The organism is Streptomyces sp. CA-106110 (assembly GCF_050936285.1).
GTDB lineage: Bacteria > Actinomycetota > Actinomycetes > Streptomycetales > Streptomycetaceae > Streptomyces.
Map to the genome: position 1 here is coordinate 3,518,871 of NZ_JBNJNB010000001.1, position 17,537 is coordinate 3,536,407.

Here is a 17,537-nt window from a genome sequence, read left to right on the forward strand (position 1 = left end):
GCCCGGCCCCGCTCCGCCCTGCCCTCGGCGTGGCCGAGCACGTACCGCCACCCCGTGTCACGCTGGCCGGAAGGGCCGAGGCCCTCCGACGGCACGGCAGCGAAGGAGTGCGGGCATGGACGAGAAGGAGTTCATCCGGACGGTTTCCGAGCGCACGGGGCTCACCCGGCAGGAAGCGGCCGACCTCACCCGGGCCACCCTCGAGACACTCACCCACCGGCTGAGCACGGTCGACGCCCGGGACCTGGAGGCGGAGCTCCCGGACGGCCTGGCGGAGTCCGTGCACCGGGGGACCACGACACGCATCGAGCACTTCGGCTGGGAGGACACGGTGCTCCGTGTGGCCGAGCGCAACATGCTCAAGGAGGACGAGGTGGACCGGGGCATCCGCGCCGTACTGGTGGTCCTGCGCGAGGCCGTCGCCGAGAGGGAGTTCAAGCATCTGATGTCGCAGCTCGGGGCCGAGTTCTCCCGCCCCCTCGAGTCCGCCGGCTGAGCACTTCCCCGCCCGCTCCGCGTCCCGACAGCCTTCGGTATGCCATCAGTTCGGCGAGCCGGGGTATCCGGACCGAGTCGGCAACCGGAAGGAGCCCTCGCATGTCACTCACGTTCCGCAAGACGTTCCGGATCCTGCCCGGAGTGCGCCTGAACATCAACAGGCACTCCTGGTCCATCACCACCGGCGGGAAGAGCGGGCCCCGCCACACGCGCAGCAGCACGGGACGTCGTACGACATCGATGGATTTGCCGGGACCTTTCGGGTGGCGACGCACCCGTTCCACCAGGAGTCACTGACGGTCACTCACCCAAACGGACCCCCCAAGAGGCATCATCTCATATCTGAGATAACCTCAACCTCATGTCAGACGACTACCTCGTACGCATCGGCAGGCTCATCCGTGACGCCCGGCAGCACCGTGGCTGGACTCAGGCCCAGCTCGCCGAGGCGCTTGGCACCAGTCAGAGTGCCGTGAACCGCATCGAACGCGGCAATCAGAACCTCAGCCTTGAGATGATCGCCCGAATCGGTGAAGCCCTGGACAGCGAAATCGTCTCCCTCGGTTACGCGGGTCCCATGCATCTGCGGGTGGTCGGCGGTCGCCGGCTGTCCGGCGCCATCGACGTGAAGACGAGCAAGAACGCGTGCGTGGCCCTGCTGTGCGCGTCGCTGCTCAACAAGGGCCGCACGGTGCTCCGCCGGGTCGCGCGCATCGAGGAGGTGTACCGCCTGCTCGAGGTGCTCGGGTCGATCGGTGTGCGCACCCGCTGGATCAACGACGGCGTCGACCTGGAGATCGTGCCGTCCGCCGACCTCGACCTGAACGCCATCGACGCGTCGGCCGCCCGCCGTACGCGCTCCATCATCATGTTCCTCGGTCCGCTGCTGCACCGCACGGACCGTTTCAGGCTGCCGTACGCGGGCGGCTGCGACCTGGGCACGCGCACCGTCGAGCCGCACATGATCGCGCTGCGCCGGTTCGGGCTCGACGTCACCGCCACCGAGGGGTACTACCACGCCGTGGTGGACCGGTCCGTCGTCCCCGGACGGCCGATCGTGCTGACCGAGCGCGGGGACACCGTGACCGAGAACGCACTGCTGGCGGCTGCCCGCCACGACGGAGTCACGGTCATCCGCAACGCCTCCTCCAACTACATGGTCCAGGACCTGTGCTTCTTCCTGGAGGCGCTCGGCGTCGAGGTGGAGGGCATCGGCACCACCACGCTCACCGTGCACGGCGTGCCGAACATCGACGCCGACGTCGACTACTGCCCCTCCGAGGACCCGGTCGAGGCCATGAGCCTGCTGGCGGCCGCGGTCGTGACCGAGTCCGAGCTGACGGTGCGCAGGGTGCCGATCGAGTTCCTGGAAATCGAGCTCGCGGTGCTGGAGGAGATGGGGCTCGACCACGACCGCACGCCCGAGTACGTCGCCGACAACGGCCGGACCCGGCTGGTGGACCTGACTGTGCGGCCCTCCAAGCTGGAGGCGCCGATCGACAAGATCCACCCGATGCCGTTCCCGGGCCTGAACATCGACAACGTCCCGTTCTTCGCGGCCATCGCGGCCTCCGCGCAGGGCAAGACGCTGATCCACGACTGGGTCTACGACAACCGCGCGATCTACCTGACCGACCTCAACCGTCTCGGCGGACGGCTGCAACTCCTCGACCCGCACCGGGTGCTGGTCGAGGGCCCGACGCGCTGGCGCGCCGCCGAGATGATGTGCCCGCCCGCGCTGCGGCCCGCCGTGGTCGTGCTGCTGGCGATGATGGCAGCGGAGGGCACGTCCGTGCTGCGGAACGTGTACGTCATCAACCGCGGCTACGAGGACCTGGCCGAGCGGCTCAACTCGGTCGGCGCGCAGATCGAGACGTTCCGGAACATCTGACGGCGGCGACCGGCGTCCGGACCGGCCGGCCGGGGCCGCGCGGGCCGCGCGTCCTTGGCCGGCGGCCGCCCGCGCACCGGGCGGCCGCCGAGGGCGCTAGTCCCGGACGAGTCTGATGCCCTGCTCCCGTACCACGTGGAAGCGGGGCAGCGGGAGGTCGGTGGCGCTCAGCTCCGTCAGGGTGGCCTCGACGTGCGCCCGGCCCGGGGTGTACGCGCCCCGGATCGTCTCGGAGTTGGTCCAGCGGTGCTTGGCGCCGTCGCAGTGGGCCAGGGTGCCGCCGACACCGTGACTGACGCGGCGGTCGCCCTGGGAGAGGGAGGACGAGACGAAGACGGGGCCGCTGCCGCGCAGACACCGGTAGGTGCCGGAGAGGGTGACCGTGCCGTCGGCAAAGAGGTGACCGGTTCGGTCGACGGTCACCTCGTCGTGCCGGCCTGACAGCGCGCCCGCAGCGGGGGCGGCGGACAGGAGCAGGGCGGCGCCGACGACCACGATGACCTGGCGCACGGACATGGAGAACCTCCTGAAGTGGGGGGACTCCACAGGTACCGGCAGGCCGCACCGGGTGAGGTGACCTTCACCCGTCCGGTGGCGAGTCCGCACCGGCCGTCGTCGGACTGCCCCTGAGCGGCCCGCAGGGCATCACGCCGTCCGGCCGGCGCCGGGCGGCGGGCGGCGGGCGGCGGGCGGCGGGCGGCGGGCGGCGGGCGGCGGGCGGCGGGACGGAGCATGTGCCCCCGCCCACCGCAGAGCACCCGGCGCAGGTTCCCGGCAGGTGCTACGCAAGCACGGCGAAGCCGTCCAGTTCCACGAGGGCCTGCTCGTCCCAGAGGCGGGTGATGCCCACGACGGCCATCGCGGGGTAGTCGCGGCCGGCTAGGTCTCGCCAGATACGGCCGAGTTCGGGGGCGTGGGCGCGGTAGTCGGCGACGTCGGTCGCGTAGACCGTGACGCGGGCGAGGTCGGCGGGGGTGCCACCGGCCGCCCGCAGGGCGGTGAGCAGGTTGGTGAGCGCCCGCTCGAACTGCTCGGCGAGGGAGTCGCCGACCACCTTCCCGTTCTCGTCGAGCGCGGTCTGCCCGGCCAGGAACACCAGCCGGGACCCAGTCGCGACGACGGCGTGCGAGAAGCCCGTGGCTGGGGAGAGGGTGGGCGGGTTGATGCGCTCGCTGGTCACGGGGCCTCCACGGTGGCGTACAGCTCCTTGGCGATGATGCCGCGCTGGACCTCGCTCGCGCCCTCGTAGATCCTGGGCGCCCGCACCTCCCGGTAGAGGTGTTCGAGGAGGTGGCCGCGGCGCAGGGCGCGAGCGCCGTGCAGCTGGACGGCCGCGTCGACGACGTACTGCGCGGTCTCGGTGGCGAGCAGCTTCGCCATGGCGGCACGCCGCGGGACGTCCGGGGCGCCTTCGTCGTACGCCGTCGCCGCCGCGTAGACCATCAGGCGGGCCGCCTCGGTGCGCAGGGCCATCTCGGCGACCTGGTGGGCGACGGACTGAAGGTCCTTCAGCTTGCCGCCGAAGGCGTCCCGCCGGGCCGTGTGGGCGAGCGTCGCGTCGAGGGCCGCCTGCGCCATGCCGACGGCGAAGGCGCCGACGCTGGGGCGGAACAGGTTGAGGGTGCCCATGGCGACCCGGAAGCCCCTGTCGGGTTCGCCGATGACGTCGTCGGTGGTGACGGGGACGGCGTCGAAGGCGAGGCTGCCGATGGGGTGCGGGGAGAGCATCTCGAGCGGGCTGCCGGTCAGGCCGGGGCGGTCGGCGGGTACGAGGAAGGCGGTCACGCCGCGGGAGCCGGCACCCGCGGTGGTGCGCGCGAAGACGGTGTAGAAGTCCGCCTCGGGGGCGTTGGAGATCCAGCACTTCTCACCGGTGAGCCGCCAGCCGGACGCGGAATCGGGTTCGGCCGTGAGCGACAGCGCCGCCGCGTCCGAGCCCGCGTCCGGCTCGGTCAGCGCGAAGGCGGCCACCGTGGTGCCGGCCCGGACGCCGGGGAGCCAGCGGGTGCGCTGTGCCGGTGTGCCGTACGCGTGCACCGGATGGGCGCCGAGGCCCTGCAGGGCGAGCGCCGTCTCCGCCTCCGTGCAGGCGTACGCGAGGGACTCGCGCATCAGGCACAGATCGAGCGCGCCCGAGGTGAACAGCCGGTCCAGCAGCCCCAGCCGGCCGAGCTCGGTGAGGAGTTCGCGGTTGACGTGGCCGGGCTCGCCCTTCTCGGCCGGCGGGCGCAGCCGCTGCTCGGCCCAGGCGCGCAGCTCCGAGCAGAAGGCGGTTTGTTCGGGATCGAGCGAGAATGCGGTCATTGCCGGTCCCCTCTCCCTGACCGCGTACCCGGCCCGGCCGGGCTGACCGTCCGACCGTATCGCGGACCGTTGACTGTCGTCACCAACACGATACGCTCGATGCGCGAGCCCACCACGACGAGGGGCGAACGGCCATGGAACCGAGGGACGCCACCAGCTCCACGGACACCGCGAGCACCGCTGCCGCGGCACGCCCCGCCCGCACGGCCCACCGGGACACCTTCGCCCGCGACCATCTCCCGCCGCCCGGACAGTGGCCCGAGCTCCGCTTCGACCTGCCCGAGCTCAGCTACCCCGAACGGCTGAACGCCGCGGCCGAACTGCTCGCCGGGACCGCCGCGGAACGCCCCGCCTTCCGCACCGCCGACGGCGAGGTGTGGACCTACGGACAGCTCCGCGCCCGCGTCGACCGGATCGCGCACACCCTCACCTCCCGGCTGGGCGTCGTCCCCGGAAACCGCGTCCTGCTGCGCGGCCCCACCACCCCCTGGCTTGCGGCCTGCTGGCTCGCGGTGCTCAAGGCGGGCGCGGTCGCCGTCACGGTGCTCGCCCAGCAGCGCCCGCACGAACTGCACACGATCTGCGGGATCGCCCGGGTCGGCCACGCCCTGTGCGACGTGCGCGTGGTCGACGACCTGGTGAAGGCCGACGTCCCCGGGCTGCACATCACCACCTACGGCGGCGACTCCCCCGACGACCTGCTGCACCTGCCGGCGTCCGAGGAGCCGTTCCCGCCCGTGGACACGGCGGCCGACGACGTGGCGCTGATCGCCTTCACCTCGGGCACCACGGGCCGCCCCAAGGGCTGTATGCACTTCCACCGCGACGTGCTGGCCATCGCGGACACCTTCTCCCGGCACATACTCCAGCCGCGCCCCGACGACGTCTTCGCGGGCAGTCCCCCGCTCGGCTTCACCTTCGGTCTCGGCGGGCTCGTCGTCTTCCCGCTGCGGGCCGGTGCCAGCGCCCTGCTGCTCGAACAGGCGGGGCCCGGGCAGTTGCTGCCCGCGATCGCCGAGCACCGCGTCTCCGTGCTGTTCACCGCCCCGACCGCCTACCGTGCGATGCTCGGCGAGCTGGACGGGCACGACATCACATCGCTGCGACGCTGTGTGTCGGCCGGCGAGAACCTGCCCGCGGCGACCTGGCAGGCGTGGTACGAGCGCACCGGCCTGCGCGTCATCAACGGCATCGGCGCCACCGAACTGCTGCACATCTTCATCTCCGCCGCGGACGACCGGATCCGTCCGGGAACCACCGGAGTGCCGGTACCGGGCTGGCACGCGCGCGTGCAGGACGCGAACGGCCGGCCTGTGCCCGACGGCGAACCGGGACTGCTCGCGGTACGCGGCCCGGTCGGCTGCCGCTACCTCGCCGATCCGAGGCAGCAGGAGTACGTCAGGGACGGCTGGAACATCACGGGCGACACCTATGTCCGCGACCCCGACGGCTACTTCCGCTATGTCGCGCGCGCCGACGACATGATCATCTCGGCCGGCTACAACATCGCCGGACCCGAGGTGGAGGAAGCCCTGCTGCGCCATCCCGACGTGGTCGAGACGGCGGTCGTCGGGCAGCCCGACGAGGCCCGCGGGCAGATCGTGGTGGCGTACGCGGTCCTCAGGGCCGGCGCCGCCCCCGACCCGGACGCACTGCGCGCGTTCCTGACGTCCGAGCTCGCGCCGTACAAATGCCCGCGCGAGTTCGTCTTCCTGGACGCGCTGCCACGCACGGCGACGGGCAAACTCCAGCGTTTCCGGTTGCGTACCCATCTCACCCCTGCGGCGGGGACGGCTGCCGAGGCCCGCCCGGACGCCAACTCCGCTGCCGCAGAAGGTGATCATGAGTGACGCGGACGTCCTAGAGTGATCAGCGTGTCCGATCAGCACGCTCCCCGGTCCCTCATCGTCACGTTCTACGGCGCCTACGGCCGCTTCGCCCCCGGCCCGGTGCCGGTGGCCGAGCTGATCAGGCTGCTCGCCGCGGTGGACGTGGACGCGCCCTCGGTCCGCTCGTCGGTCTCACGGCTGAAACGACGCGGACTGCTCGTGCCGGCCCGCACGGCCACGGGGGCAGCCGGGTACGCGCTGTCGCCGGACGCACGGCAGCTGCTCGACGACGGCGACCGGCGCGTGTACGCGACGACTCCGCCCAAGGACGAGGGCTGGGTGCTCGCCGTGTTCTCCGTGCCGGAATCGGAACGGCAGAAGCGGCACCTGCTGCGCTCCCGGCTCGCCGGGCTCGGCTTCGGCACCGCGGCTCCCGGCGTGTGGATCGCCCCGGCACGCCTGTACGAGGAGACCCGGCACACCCTGGAGCGGCTGCGGCTCGACCCGTACGTGGACTTCTTCCGCGGCGACCATCTCGGTTTCACGCCGACCGTCCGGGCGGTGGCACGCTGGTGGGACCTCACCGCGATCGCCGGGCAGCACGAGGCGTTCCTCGAACGCCACGCGCCCGTGCTGCACGGCTGGGAGGCCCGCCCGACCACTCCGCCCGAGGACGCGTACCGCGACTATCTGCTCGCTCTGGACTCCTGGCGCCATCTGCCGTACGTCGACCCCGGGCTGCCCGCCGAGCTGCTCCCCGTGGACTGGCCGGGCGCCCGCTCGGCCGCTGTCTTCCGGGCTCTGCACGAGCGGCTGCGGGACGCGGGGGCGGCCTTCGCGGGGGTGTGACCCCACCGCCCCGGCCGCGCTCCCCGGCGCGCGGGACTCGGCTCAACCGCCCAGGGTGAGCCGGGGCTTGGGGGCATCCGTGCGCCCCGTCTGCGGGCGCCTGCTGCCGGCCCTGTAGGGCGCCGGCCACGCCACGCCCGGCCCGCTGTAATCCTGCTCGGCCGCCGCGTGCAGCGTCCAGTGCGGGTCGTACAGATGCGGCCGGGCGAGCGCGCAGAGATCCGTACGCCCGGCCAGGATCAGCGAGTTGACGTCGTCCCAGGATGAGATGGCGCCCACCGCGATCACCGGGATGCCGATCTCCTGGCGGATCCGGTCGGCGTACGGGGTCTGGTACGAACGCCCGAATGCCGGTCGCTCCTCGGCCACCACCTGCCCGGTCGACACATCGATCGCGTCGGCGCCGTGAGCGGCGAAGGCGCGGGCGATCTCCACGGCCTCCTCGGCCGTCGTGCCGCCCTGGGCCCAGTCCGTCGCGGAGATCCGCACGGTCATGGGCCGCTCCTCGGGCCACACCGCCCGTACGGCGTCGAAGACCTCCAGGGGGAAGCGCAGCCGTTTCGCCAGGGTGCCGCCATAGCCGTCGGTACGGCGGTTGGTGAGCGGCGAGAGGAATCCGGAGAGCAGATAGCCGTGGGCGCAGTGCAGTTCGAGCAGATCGAAGTTGCTGCGCGCCGCCCGCCAGGCGGCCGCCGCGAACTGCTCCCGGATGTCGGTCAGTTGCGCGCGGGACAGCTCGCGGGGTGTCTGGCTCCCGGGCTTGTACGGGATCGGGGAGGCGGCCACGAGCGGCCAGTTGCCCCCTTCCAGGGGCTCGTCCATGCCCTCCCACATCAGCTTGGTCGAGCCCTTGCGGCCGCTGTGCCCGAGCTGCACTCCGATCGCGGTGCCCGGCGCACTGGTGTGCACGAAGTCGGTGATCCGCCGCCACGCCTCCCCCTGCCGACCGGTGTACAGACCCGCGCAGCCCGGTGTGATCCGGCCCTCGGCGCTCACGCACACCATCTCGGTCATGACCAGGCCGGCTCCGCCGAGCGCCCGCGCGCCCAGGTGGACGAAGTGGAAGTCGCCCGGAACCCCGTCCACCGCCGAGTACATGTCCATCGGCGAGACCACGACCCGGTTGCGCAGGCTCAGACCGCGCAGCCGGAAGGGGGTGAACATCGGCGGTGTACCGGGTGGGCAGCCGAAGTCCCGCTCCACCGACTCGGTGAAGTGCGGGTCGCGCAGCCGCAGGTTGTCATGGGTGACCCGGCGGCTGCGGGTGAGCAGGTTGAAGGCGAACTGCCGGGCCGGCTGGCCGACGTAGAGCCCGAGGTTCTCGAACCACTCCAGGCTGGCCCGGGCCGCGCGCTGCGTGGAGGCGACGACCGGGCGCCGCTCCTCCTCGTACGCGGCCAGGGCATCCGGCAGCGAGGCGTGCTCCTCCAGACAGGCGGCCAGGGCCAGCGCGTCCTCCACGGCCAGCTTCGTGCCGGAGCCGATGGAGAAGTGCGCGGTGTGCGCGGCGTCGCCGAGGAGGACCAGATTGCCGTGCGACCAGCGCTCGTTGACGACCGTGCGGAACGTGGTCCAGGCGGAGTTGTTGGACCGAAGGGGCATGCCGTGGAGCGCCTCCGCGAAGATCTTGGCGCAGCGCTCGATGGTCTCGGCGGTGTCCAGCTCCGCGAAGCCCGCCGCCCGCCACACCTCTTCGCGCATCTCCACGATCACGGTGGAGGCGCCTTGGTCCTGCGGCCCGGAGGGCCCCGCCTGGTCCGGCGACGGGCGGAAGTAGGGGTAGCCGTGCAGCTGCATCACGCCGTGCTCGGTCTCGGCGATCTCGAAGCGGAACGCGTCGAAGGCGAAGTCGGCGGCGAGCCAGATGTAGCGGCAGAGGTGCTCCTCGGCGGAGGGCCGGAACACCTCGGCGTAGGCCTGGCGTGTGGCGCTGTGCACGCCGTCGGCGCCGATCACCAGGTCGTACGACTCCGCGAGCCGCGCGGGATGCGGGGCCTCGGAGCCGAAGCGCAGGTCGACCCCGAGGGAGCGGCAGCGCTCGTGCAGGATCTGCAGCAGCCTCCGCCTGCCGAGGGCGGCGAACCCGTGGCCGCCGGAGGTGTGGCGGACGCCCCGGTGCACGATGTCGATGTCGTCCCAGCGCACGAACTCGTCCTGCAGCGCCGCGTAGACGACGGGGTCGGCGTGCTCGATGCCGCCGAGGGTCTCGTCGGACAGGACGACACCGAAGCCGAAGGTGTCGTCGGGGGCGTTGCGCTCCCAGACGGTGACCTCGCGAGCCGGGTGCAGACGCTTGAGGAGGGCGGCGGCGTACAAGCCGCCGGGGCCTCCGCCGATGACGGCGACCCGCAGCGCCTGCCGCGCCGCCGTCGGGTGGACCGCCGCCATGGCTACCTCCCCTGCCACTTCGGCGCCCGCTTCTCGGTGAAGGCGGCGTGGAACTCGGCGTAGTCCTCGCCGTTCATCAGCAGGGCCTGCGTCGCCGCGTCCAGCTCGACGGAGGCGGCGAGCGGCATGTCCAGCTCGGCTGTGAGGAGCGCCTTGGTCTGGGCGTACGCGAGTGCCGGGCCGTCGGCGAGCCGCCGGGCAAGAGCCTGGGCCGCCTTGTCGGCGTGGCCCTCCTCGGTCAGCTCGCTGATCAGCCCGATCCGCTCGGCCTCGGGTGCCCGCACCGGCTCGCCGAGCATCAGCAGCCGGGTCGCATGGCCGAGTCCGACGACTCTCGGGAGCAGATAGGCGGCCCCCATGTCACCGCCGGAGAGCCCGACCCGGGTGAAGAGGAAGGCGAAGCGGGCCGAGGGATCCGCCACCCGGAAGTCGGCGGCCAGCGCGAGCACCGCACCCGCGCCCGCGGCCACGCCGTGCACGGCCGCGATCACCGGGAACGGGCACTCCCGCAGGGCCCGTACGACCTGCCCGGTCATCCGGTTGAAGTCGAGCAGCTCGGAGGTGTCCATGGACAGCGTGGCGCCGATGATCTCGTCGACGTCGCCGCCGGAGCAGAAGCCCCGGCCCTCGCCGGCCAGTACGAGGGCCCGGACGGACTTCTCCCGGGACAGCTCGGCGAGCAGGTCGCGCAGGTCGGCGTAGGCGCCGAAGGTGAGCGCGTTGAGTTTCTCGGGGCGCGCCAGGGTGACGGTGGCGACCCCGTTGGTGAGGACGCATCTGAGGTGACGCCAGTCGGAGGTACGGGCGGCGGAGCCGGTGAAAGGACTCATGTGGTGCGGCCTCCTCGGACGGGGGCGGCTGTCCGCGCTGCTTCTCTGTGACGAAGTTATCACTTGTTCGTGACTGTCGTCACGAGTGCGCGATAAGGCAGTGTGCGGGAGAGGGAAATCCTGGCCGTCGCCGGTCCCGGCGTCGCGTCACAGCTCGTCGACAGGCTGGTAACGACCTGCGCCGCAGCGCAAGGCCGGGCGTCGTCCCGGGTAGGCAGCCCCCTGCCGGAGCCGACGAGGGCTCCGGGCGAAGCCCGGCGATCGCTCCCTGTGGGGCGCGCCGTACCATGCCTTGTAGTTGAAAGCAGGACGACCTGCGCCATGAACGGATCCGCCTTGTACGAACCGCCCGCCCCCGCCTCCTGGCGCGTCGCGCTGCCGCACACCGCCGCGGCCGTGCCCGTCGCCCGTGCCCTGGTCCGCACGGCGCTGGCGGAGCTGGAGCATGCGGCGGACAGCGACACCGCGGAGCTGCTCACGGCGGAGCTGGTCGCGAACGCGGTGGAGCACGCCACGGGTGAGGGGCCGATCGAGCTGGTGGTCGAGCTGCTGCCGACGGGCTGCAAGGTCGAGGTCCACGACCCCGACCCGGAGCCGCCCGGCAGCCTGACCCGCCCGGCGGCGGAGGTCCCCGACCCCTGGCAGGAGCACGGGCGCGGCCTGCTGCTGATCCGCAGCCTCAGCTCGGCCTGCGGTCACCGCCCGACCGCGTCCGGCAAAGCGGTGTGGTTCAGACTGCCTGTGGTTCCACGGCAGTGGCGTCCGGCGTGACAGCGCCCGCGACCAGCCGGGAGCGCCGGCGCCCGTAGAGCGCGTACACCAGGCACCCGGCCGCCAGGAACACCGCGAACTGCACCCAGGTCGTCCAGCCCGTCTCGTACATCAGGTACAGGCAGAAGCCGATCCCGAGCAGCGGCATCAGCGGGTACAGGGGCACCCGGAAGCTGCGGGCCAGGCCGGGTTCCCTGCGGCGCAGGGCGATCACCGCCACATTGACCACGGCCATCGTGGCGAGCGTGCCGATGGTGCACAGGCCGACCACGGCGTCCAGCGAGGCGAAGGCCGCCGGGACCGCGAAGACGACCGCCACGATCACCGTGCCGGTGACCGGCGTCGACGTCTTCGGGGAGACGCGCTCGAATACACGGGGGACCAGCCCGTCGCGGGACATGGACATCAGGATGCGGGTCTGCCCGTACATCACCGTGAGCACCACCGAGGCGATGGCGACGACCGCGCCGAAGGCGATGACACCGCCGCCGACGGTGGAACCGGTGACCTGGTTGACCACGTATGACAGCGCCGCGGGCCGGCCGGCCACCGCCGGACCGCCGATCGCACCGATCGCGGCGACGGCGACCGCGCAGTACAGCAGCGTCACAAGGCCGAGGCAGACGAGGATCGCCACGGGGATGTCCCGCCGCGGGTTCTTGGCCTCCTCGCCCGCGGTGGTGATCGCGTCGAAGCCGATGTACGAGAAGAAGGCGGCCGTGGTGCCGGCCCCGATGCCGCCGAGCCCGGCCGGGGAGAACGGGGTCAGATGGCCGTGCCTGAACGCGGTGAACCCGATGGCGCAGAAGGCGACGAGGATGGCCAGCTTGAGGACCGCCATGGCGGCGGTGGCCCGGGCGCTCTCCCGGACGCCGCGCACGAGCAGCACCGAGGCCAGGGCGATGACGATCACCGCGGGAAGGTTGACCACCCCGCCGTCGCCGGGCCCGGCGGAGAGCGCGGCGGGCAGCTGCCACCCGGTGAGGCTGTGCAGCAGTTCGTTGACGTACTGGCTCCAGCCGACCGCGACGGCCGACACGGACACGCCGTACTCCAGCAGCAGGCACCAGCCGACGAGGAAGGCCGTGCCCTCCCCGAGGCCCGCGTAGGCGAAGGAGTACGAGGACCCGGAGACCGGGATCGCACCGCCCAGCTCGGCGAACGCGAACGCGGTGAAGACGCAGGTGAGCGCGGCGAGCACAAAGGAGACGACGACGGCGGGCCCGGCCTCGGCGACCGAGTCGGACAGACCGACGAAGATGCCGGTACCGACGATCGCGCCGACGCCGAAGCAGACGAGCTGGAACAGGCCCATGTGGCGCTTGAGGCCGTGGCCCGCGAGATCGGCGCCGGCCTCGGCGACGAGCAGCTCGGGGGACTTGATACGGAAGGGGTTGGCGGGACTGCCGGGCATACGGATGGTGCTCTTTTCGGTGGTGCGTCGCGACGGGTTCGCCGCGTGGCGGATCACGGAAGGGGTGGTTCCGGATCCGCCGAGGTCGTACGGGAGGGTCTCCGGCGCCCGCTGCGACAGCGGCACACCGGTCCGGTCAGGCGAGGGTGGCGACGAGGACCGCCTTGATCGTGTGCATGCGGTTCTCCGCCTGGTCGAAGACGACGGAGTGCTCGGACTCGAAGACCTCGTCGGTGACCTCGAGCTCGGTCAGCCCGTGCCGTGCGTGGATCTCGCGGCCGACGGCGGTACCGAGGTCGTGGAAGGCCGGCAGGCAGTGCAGGAACTTCACGGCGTCGTTGCCCGTGGCGCGCAGCACGTCCATGGTGACGGCGTACGGGGCGAGCAGCGCTATGCGCTCGTCCCAGACCTCCTTGGGCTCGCCCATCGACACCCATACGTCGGTGGCGACGAAGTCCGCTCCGCGCACGCCCTCCTTCACGTCGTCGGTGAGCGTGATGCGCGCCCCGGAGGAGATGGCGAGCTGCTGGGCCACCTCGACGATCGCGGCATCCGGCCACAGCAGCCGGGGCGCGACGATCCGGACGTCCATGCCGAGCAGCGCGCCGGTGACGAGGTAGGAGTTGCCCATGTTGTAACGGGCGTCGCCGAGATAGGCGGCGGCGATCCCGGCCAGCGGCTTGGCGCTGTGCTCGGTCATGGTGAGGACGTCGGCGAGCATCTGGGTCGGGTGCCACTCGTCCGTGAGTCCGTTGTAGACGGGAACCCCGGCGTAGGCGGCCAGCTCCTCGACGACACCCTGCGCATGCCCCCGGTACTGGATGGCGTCGAACATGCGGCCGAGCACCCGGGCGGTGTCCTTGACCGACTCCTTGTGCCCCATCTGTGAGCCGGTCGGGTCCAGATAGGTCGTGTGCGCGCCCTGGTCGGCGGCGGCGACCTCGAAGGCGCACCGCGTACGGGTCGAGGTCTTCTCGAAGATCAGCGCGATGTTCCTGCCCCGCAGGCGAGGGGTCTCGGCCCCGGCCTTCTTGGCCGCCTTGAGCTCGGCCGCCAGCTCGACCAGGTGACGGAACTCCTCCGCGGTGAAGTCCAGCTCCTTGAGGAAGTGACGTCCCGTGAGGGCGGTCGGGGCTGTCGCCATCAGGGCGCTCCAGGGTACGAAGGGGGCAGGACGAACAAGAGGACGAATGGAAGTCTATACGATCGGCGACATTTCTATGCGCGACATCAGCCGGGCGCATCCGGCCGGACGCGAATAGCGCCCGCCCGCACCCGCGTTCACCTCGGGACGGCGTCCCGCTCCACCGGACAGCTCATACACCTGGGGCCGCCTCTCCCCCTCCCCAGCTCACTTCCCGGGATCTCGATCACTTCGATTCCCTGTTTGCGCAGATGCGTATTGGTCGTGACATTCCTCTCGTACGCCACCACCACTCCCGGCTCGACCGCCAGCACATTGCACCCGTCGTCCCACTGCTCGCGCTCGGCCGCGTGCACATCCTGCGTGGCGGTGAGCACCCGGATCTCGCTCAGCCCCAGTGCGGCGGCTATCGCCCGGTGCATGTGCTCCGGCGGGTGGTCGGTGACCTTCAGCTCCTTGTCCCCGGCGCCGGCCTCGATGGTGTAGGAGCGGAGCATGCCGAGCCCCGCGTACTGGGTGAAGGTGTCGCCGTCGACCATGGTCATCACCGTGTCGAGGTGCATGAGCGCCCGCCGCTTGGGCATGTCGAGCGCGACGATGGTGCGGGCCGAGCCCGCGGCGAAGAGCTTGTGCGCAAGCATCTCCACGGCCTGGGGCGTGGTCCGCTCGCTCATGCCGATGAGCACGGCGCCGCTGCCGATGACCAGGACGTCCCCGCCCTCGATGGTGGACGGGTAGTCGGCCTGCCCCTGGGACCACACGTGGAAGTCCTCGTGGCTGAAGAGCGGATGGTGCCGGTAGATCGCCTCGAAGTGGACGGTCTCGCGCTGCCGTGCGGGCCAGCGCATGGCGTTGATGGAGACACCGTCGTATATCCAGGCGGAGGTGTCGCGGGTGAAGAGGTGGTTGGGCAGGGGCCTGAGGAGGAAGTCGTCGAGCTCCATCACATGGAACCGCACGGACGTCGGCTCGAGGTGGGCCTCCAGGAACTCGCGCTTGGTCATACCGCCGACGAGGGCATCGGCGAGCTCCGCGGCGGGCAGCGTCTCGAAGGTGGCGCGCAGATGGTCGGTGGCGAGCGGCCCGTACTCCTTCTCGTCGAAGACCCGGTCCAGGACGAGGGAGCGAGCGGCCGGGATCTCCAGGACCTCGGCGAGCAGATCACCGAAGAGATGGACGACGACTCCACGATCGCGCAGCACATCGGCGAACCCGTCGTGCTCCGCGCGCGCCCGGCGCACCCACAGCACGTCGTCGAAGAGCAGCGCGTCCTTGTTACTGGGGGTGAGCCTCTTCAGCTCGAGGTCCGGCCGGTGCAAAATGACGCGGCGCAGCCGCCCGGCCTCGGAGTCGACATGGAATCCCATGCCTCCATCCTGACCACTCAGGTCCCGGTTCACCCTTCGTTCGGCGCGAACCCGACCGTTTGATTTCGTCCTCTTGACGATAAGTGGCTCACCTCATTATCGTCTCCATGACGAAAAGGTAGAGGGCCTCACGGGCTCTCGTCAGGAGGGGGCAGCGGACACATGGCCGACATCACACGGCGCTTCGGCTGGCGTCATCTGCGCGGGGCGCCGACCGCGCACATCCGGCACCACCGGGCGGGCCACCTGGTCCACGACGGGCCGGGGCTCAGCTTCTGGTACCGCTCGCTGACCGCCGCGCTCTCCGAAGTGCCGGTGGACGACCGGGAACTGGCGATGACGTTCCACGCCCGCACCTCCGACTTCCAGGACGTGGCGGTGCAGGCCACGGTCACGTACCGGATCAGTGACCCCGGTGTCGCGGCCGCGCGGCTGGACTTCTCCATCGACCCCGACACGGGCGTGTGGCGGGGCGCGCCGCTGGAGCAGCTCTCCACACTGCTGACGGAGACCGCCCAACAGCACGCCCTGGACGTGCTGGCCCGGACGACGCTGTCGGCGGCCCTGGTCGACGGCGTCGCGGCGGTACGCGAGCGGGTCGCGGCCGGGCTCGCGGCGGAGCCCCGGCTGCCCGCGACCGGTATCGAAGTGGTCGCCGTCCGGGTGGTGGCGCTGCGTCCCGAGCCCGAGGTGGAACGCGCTCTGCGTACCCCGGCCCGCGAGCAGATCCAGCAGGAGGCGGACCGGGCGACGTACGAACGCCGGGCCGTCGCCGTGGAACGGGAGCGCACCATCGCCGAGAACGAACTGGCCAGCCAGATCGAACTCGCCCGGCGCGAGGAACAGTTGGTCGAGCAGCGCGGTACGAACGCGCGGCGTGAGGCGGAGGAGCACGCGGCGGCGGACGCGGTGCGCGCCGAGGCGGAGGCCGCGCGGACGGTCCGGCTGGCCGAGGCGGAGGCGGCCCGAGCGGTTCGGCTCGCCGATGCCGAGGCCACCCGTTCCGTGCGGCTGGGCGAGGCCGAGGCCTGGCGGACCGTAGCGCTCGGCGAGGCGGAGGCGCGGGCCGCCCGGGAGCTCGGCGAGGCGCGGGCCGGGGCGCAGGCGGCGTGGCTGCGGGTGCACGCGGACGTGGACGTGGCGACGCTGCACGCGCTGACCGGGACACGGCTCGCCGACAACCTGCCGCGGATCGACAGCGTGACGGTGTCGCCGGACGTGCTCACCGGGCTGCTGTCCCGGCTGGGCGGGACGGCCGGCGGGGAACGGGCGTGAGCCTCGCCCCGCGGGCCGTGCTGGTCCACCGCACCACGGAGTACGAGGAGTTGCTGGCCCGGCACGGCACGCACGGGCAGGCCGCGTTCTTCCTGGCGTCGCGGGGACGGTCCATCGACGAGGTGCAGGTACGGCACCGGCGTGCGCGGGAGGCGCTGGCCGAGGTGACGGCGGCGGTGCCGCTGACCTGGCGTCAGGCGCGGGTGGAGCGGTCGGACCTGGACAGGTTCCTGTTCGCGCCCGAGGACGTGGTGGTCGTGGTGGGGCAGGACGGGCTGGTGGCGAACGTGGCCAAATACCTGGCGGGCCAGCCGGTGATGGGGATCGACGCCGAGCCCGGACGCAATCCCGGGGTGCTGGTGCGGCACCGGCCGCGGAACGCCGCGGCCCTGCTGCCGACGGCCCGCGCACAGGGCACCGGCGTCGACGACCTCACCATGGTCGAGGCCGTCGCCGACGACACACAGCGGCTCGTCGCACTCAACGAGATCTATCTGGGCGCCGCCGGTCATCAGACCGCCCGCTACCGCCTGGGCCTCGACGGCGACGGGGGTGTCGCCGAAGCCCAGGCTTCGTCCGGGGTGCTGGTGGGGACGGGGACGGGGGCCACCGGCTGGCTTCTGTCGCTCTGGCGGGAACGGGACGGCGCCCTCCCGCTCCCCCGCCCCACGGACGACCGCCTGTTGTGGTTCGTCCGCGAGGCCTGGCCCTCCCCCGTCACCGGCACGTCCCTGGTGTCGGGCGACCTCACGGCCCCGTCGTACCTCAGACTCACCGTCGAATCCGAGCGTCTGATCGCCTTCGGCGACGGAATGGAGCGGGACGCGATGGAGCTGACGTGGGGCCAGACGGTCCGGGTGGGGGTGTGCGAGGAACGGCTGCGGCTGGTGGGCTAAGGGGCCGCACCGAGCGCCGGGGCCCACTCGAAGCGAGCGGACCCCGGCGCCGGGCGTCGGCGGGTCACGGCGACGGACTCC

Annotated in this window: 16 protein-coding genes; 8 read left to right on the forward strand and 8 right to left on the reverse strand. The window is 71.9% G+C overall.

Going from position 1 to position 17,537, the window contains the following annotated elements; all coding sequences use genetic code 11:
* The first annotated feature begins 115 nt into the window (after nt 1–115).
* The 3 genes from ACQEXA_RS16115 to ACQEXA_RS16125 all read left to right on the forward strand — a co-directional run bounded on the left by ACQEXA_RS16115 (nt 116) and on the right by ACQEXA_RS16125 (nt 2,389).
* Nucleotides 116–496, forward strand: coding sequence for a DUF2267 domain-containing protein (locus ACQEXA_RS16115; protein WP_432933931.1), 381 nt, complete (start codon nt 116–118; stop codon nt 494–496).
* 101 nt (nt 497–597) lie between these two features.
* A complete protein-coding gene (locus tag ACQEXA_RS16120; protein WP_360989866.1) occupies nt 598–795 on the forward strand; it encodes a DUF4236 domain-containing protein in 198 nt (65 codons plus the stop codon).
* 64 nt (nt 796–859) lie between these two features.
* Nucleotides 860–2,389: a helix-turn-helix domain-containing protein gene (locus tag ACQEXA_RS16125; protein WP_432933929.1), complete on the forward strand. Its 1,530-nt coding sequence runs from the start codon at nt 860–862 to the stop codon at nt 2,387–2,389.
* A gap of 96 nt (nt 2,390–2,485) precedes the next feature.
* Here ACQEXA_RS16125 and ACQEXA_RS16130 read toward each other — a convergent pair whose 3' ends face one another.
* The 3 genes from ACQEXA_RS16130 to ACQEXA_RS16140 form a co-directional block, all read right to left on the reverse strand.
* The gene (locus ACQEXA_RS16130; RefSeq protein ID WP_432933927.1) at nt 2,486–2,905 is read right to left on the reverse strand and encodes a DUF6299 family protein; all 420 of its coding nucleotides are present in this window, start codon (nt 2,903–2,905) and stop codon (nt 2,486–2,488) included.
* A gap of 265 nt (nt 2,906–3,170) precedes the next feature.
* A complete protein-coding gene (locus ACQEXA_RS16135) occupies nt 3,171–3,569 on the reverse strand; it encodes a RidA family protein (RefSeq protein WP_432933925.1) in 399 nt (132 codons plus the stop codon).
* Entirely contained in the window at nt 3,566–4,693 is a 1,128-nt protein-coding gene (locus ACQEXA_RS16140) for an acyl-CoA dehydrogenase family protein (RefSeq protein WP_432933923.1), read from the reverse strand. Before ACQEXA_RS16140 ends, ACQEXA_RS16135 begins: the two co-directional genes overlap by 4 nt.
* 134 nt (nt 4,694–4,827) lie before the next feature.
* On the opposite strand from ACQEXA_RS16140, the gene ACQEXA_RS16145 reads away from it, so the two are divergent.
* The gene (locus tag ACQEXA_RS16145) at nt 4,828–6,543 is read left to right on the forward strand and encodes an AMP-binding protein (protein WP_432933921.1); all 1,716 of its coding nucleotides are present in this window, start codon (nt 4,828–4,830) and stop codon (nt 6,541–6,543) included.
* A 15-nt stretch (nt 6,544–6,558) separates the two neighbouring features.
* Nucleotides 6,559–7,371 (forward strand): PaaX family transcriptional regulator, encoded by an 813-nt coding sequence (locus ACQEXA_RS16150; protein ID WP_432933919.1) that lies wholly within the window; start codon nt 6,559–6,561, stop codon nt 7,369–7,371.
* A 42-nt stretch (nt 7,372–7,413) separates the two neighbouring features.
* Here ACQEXA_RS16150 and ACQEXA_RS16155 read toward each other — a convergent pair whose 3' ends face one another.
* Nucleotides 7,414–9,759, reverse strand: a complete 2,346-nt coding sequence (locus ACQEXA_RS16155; protein ID WP_432933917.1) for a bifunctional salicylyl-CoA 5-hydroxylase/oxidoreductase — start codon at nt 9,757–9,759, stop codon at nt 7,414–7,416.
* A gap of 2 nt (nt 9,760–9,761) precedes the next feature.
* Entirely contained in the window at nt 9,762–10,589 is an 828-nt protein-coding gene (locus tag ACQEXA_RS16160) for an enoyl-CoA hydratase family protein (RefSeq protein ID WP_432933915.1), read from the reverse strand.
* A gap of 321 nt (nt 10,590–10,910) precedes the next feature.
* Between ACQEXA_RS16160 and ACQEXA_RS16165 the strand changes: the two genes are divergently transcribed.
* Nucleotides 10,911–11,360, forward strand: coding sequence for an ATP-binding protein (locus ACQEXA_RS16165; protein ID WP_359394240.1), 450 nt, complete (start codon nt 10,911–10,913; stop codon nt 11,358–11,360).
* On the opposite strand, the gene ACQEXA_RS16170 is transcribed toward ACQEXA_RS16165, so the two are convergent.
* The 3 genes from ACQEXA_RS16170 to ACQEXA_RS16180 form a co-directional block, all read right to left on the reverse strand.
* Nucleotides 11,320–12,774, reverse strand: coding sequence for an amino acid permease (locus ACQEXA_RS16170; protein WP_432933913.1), 1,455 nt, complete (start codon nt 12,772–12,774; stop codon nt 11,320–11,322). The genes ACQEXA_RS16165 and ACQEXA_RS16170 overlap by 41 nt on opposite strands.
* 136 nt (nt 12,775–12,910) lie before the next feature.
* On the reverse strand, nt 12,911–13,918 hold the full coding sequence (gene argF, locus ACQEXA_RS16175) for an ornithine carbamoyltransferase (RefSeq protein ID WP_432933911.1): 1,008 nt from the start codon (nt 13,916–13,918) through the stop codon (nt 12,911–12,913).
* Nucleotides 13,919–14,055: 137 nt separating this feature from the next.
* Nucleotides 14,056–15,285, reverse strand: a complete 1,230-nt coding sequence (locus tag ACQEXA_RS16180; protein ID WP_359394234.1) for an arginine deiminase — start codon at nt 15,283–15,285, stop codon at nt 14,056–14,058.
* Between the two features lie 162 nt (nt 15,286–15,447).
* Between ACQEXA_RS16180 and ACQEXA_RS16185 the strand changes: the two genes are divergently transcribed.
* Nucleotides 15,448–16,560, forward strand: coding sequence for an SPFH domain-containing protein (locus tag ACQEXA_RS16185; RefSeq protein WP_432933908.1), 1,113 nt, complete (start codon nt 15,448–15,450; stop codon nt 16,558–16,560).
* Entirely contained in the window at nt 16,557–17,456 is a 900-nt protein-coding gene (locus ACQEXA_RS16190; protein ID WP_433130427.1) for a hypothetical protein, read from the forward strand. The genes ACQEXA_RS16185 and ACQEXA_RS16190 overlap by 4 nt, the downstream gene beginning before the upstream one ends.
* Nucleotides 17,457–17,537: the final 81 nt, after the last annotated feature.

What these genes read in the sequence shown, in the direction of transcription:
- ACQEXA_RS16120 (WP_360989866.1), top strand. Translation starts at nt 598, where the DNA reads ATGTCACTCACGTTCCGCAAGACGTTCCGGATCCTGCCCGGAGTGCGC.
- ACQEXA_RS16140 (WP_432933923.1), bottom strand. Translation starts at nt 4,693, where the DNA reads ATGACCGCATTCTCGCTCGATCCCGAACAAACCGCCTTCTGCTCGGAG.
- ACQEXA_RS16145 (WP_432933921.1), top strand. Translation starts at nt 4,828, where the DNA reads ATGGAACCGAGGGACGCCACCAGCTCCACGGACACCGCGAGCACCGCT.
- ACQEXA_RS16180 (WP_359394234.1), bottom strand. Translation starts at nt 15,285, where the DNA reads ATGGGATTCCATGTCGACTCCGAGGCCGGGCGGCTGCGCCGCGTCATT.
- ACQEXA_RS16155 (WP_432933917.1), bottom strand. Translation starts at nt 9,759, where the DNA reads ATGGCGGCGGTCCACCCGACGGCGGCGCGGCAGGCGCTGCGGGTCGCC.
- ACQEXA_RS16125 (WP_432933929.1), top strand. Translation starts at nt 860, where the DNA reads ATGTCAGACGACTACCTCGTACGCATCGGCAGGCTCATCCGTGACGCC.
- ACQEXA_RS16115 (WP_432933931.1), top strand. Translation starts at nt 116, where the DNA reads ATGGACGAGAAGGAGTTCATCCGGACGGTTTCCGAGCGCACGGGGCTC.
- ACQEXA_RS16165 (WP_359394240.1), top strand. Translation starts at nt 10,911, where the DNA reads ATGAACGGATCCGCCTTGTACGAACCGCCCGCCCCCGCCTCCTGGCGC.
- argF (WP_432933911.1), bottom strand. Translation starts at nt 13,918, where the DNA reads ATGGCGACAGCCCCGACCGCCCTCACGGGACGTCACTTCCTCAAGGAG.
- ACQEXA_RS16170 (WP_432933913.1), bottom strand. Translation starts at nt 12,774, where the DNA reads ATGCCCGGCAGTCCCGCCAACCCCTTCCGTATCAAGTCCCCCGAGCTG.
- ACQEXA_RS16130 (WP_432933927.1), bottom strand. Translation starts at nt 2,905, where the DNA reads ATGTCCGTGCGCCAGGTCATCGTGGTCGTCGGCGCCGCCCTGCTCCTG.
- ACQEXA_RS16160 (WP_432933915.1), bottom strand. Translation starts at nt 10,589, where the DNA reads ATGAGTCCTTTCACCGGCTCCGCCGCCCGTACCTCCGACTGGCGTCAC.
- ACQEXA_RS16185 (WP_432933908.1), top strand. Translation starts at nt 15,448, where the DNA reads ATGGCCGACATCACACGGCGCTTCGGCTGGCGTCATCTGCGCGGGGCG.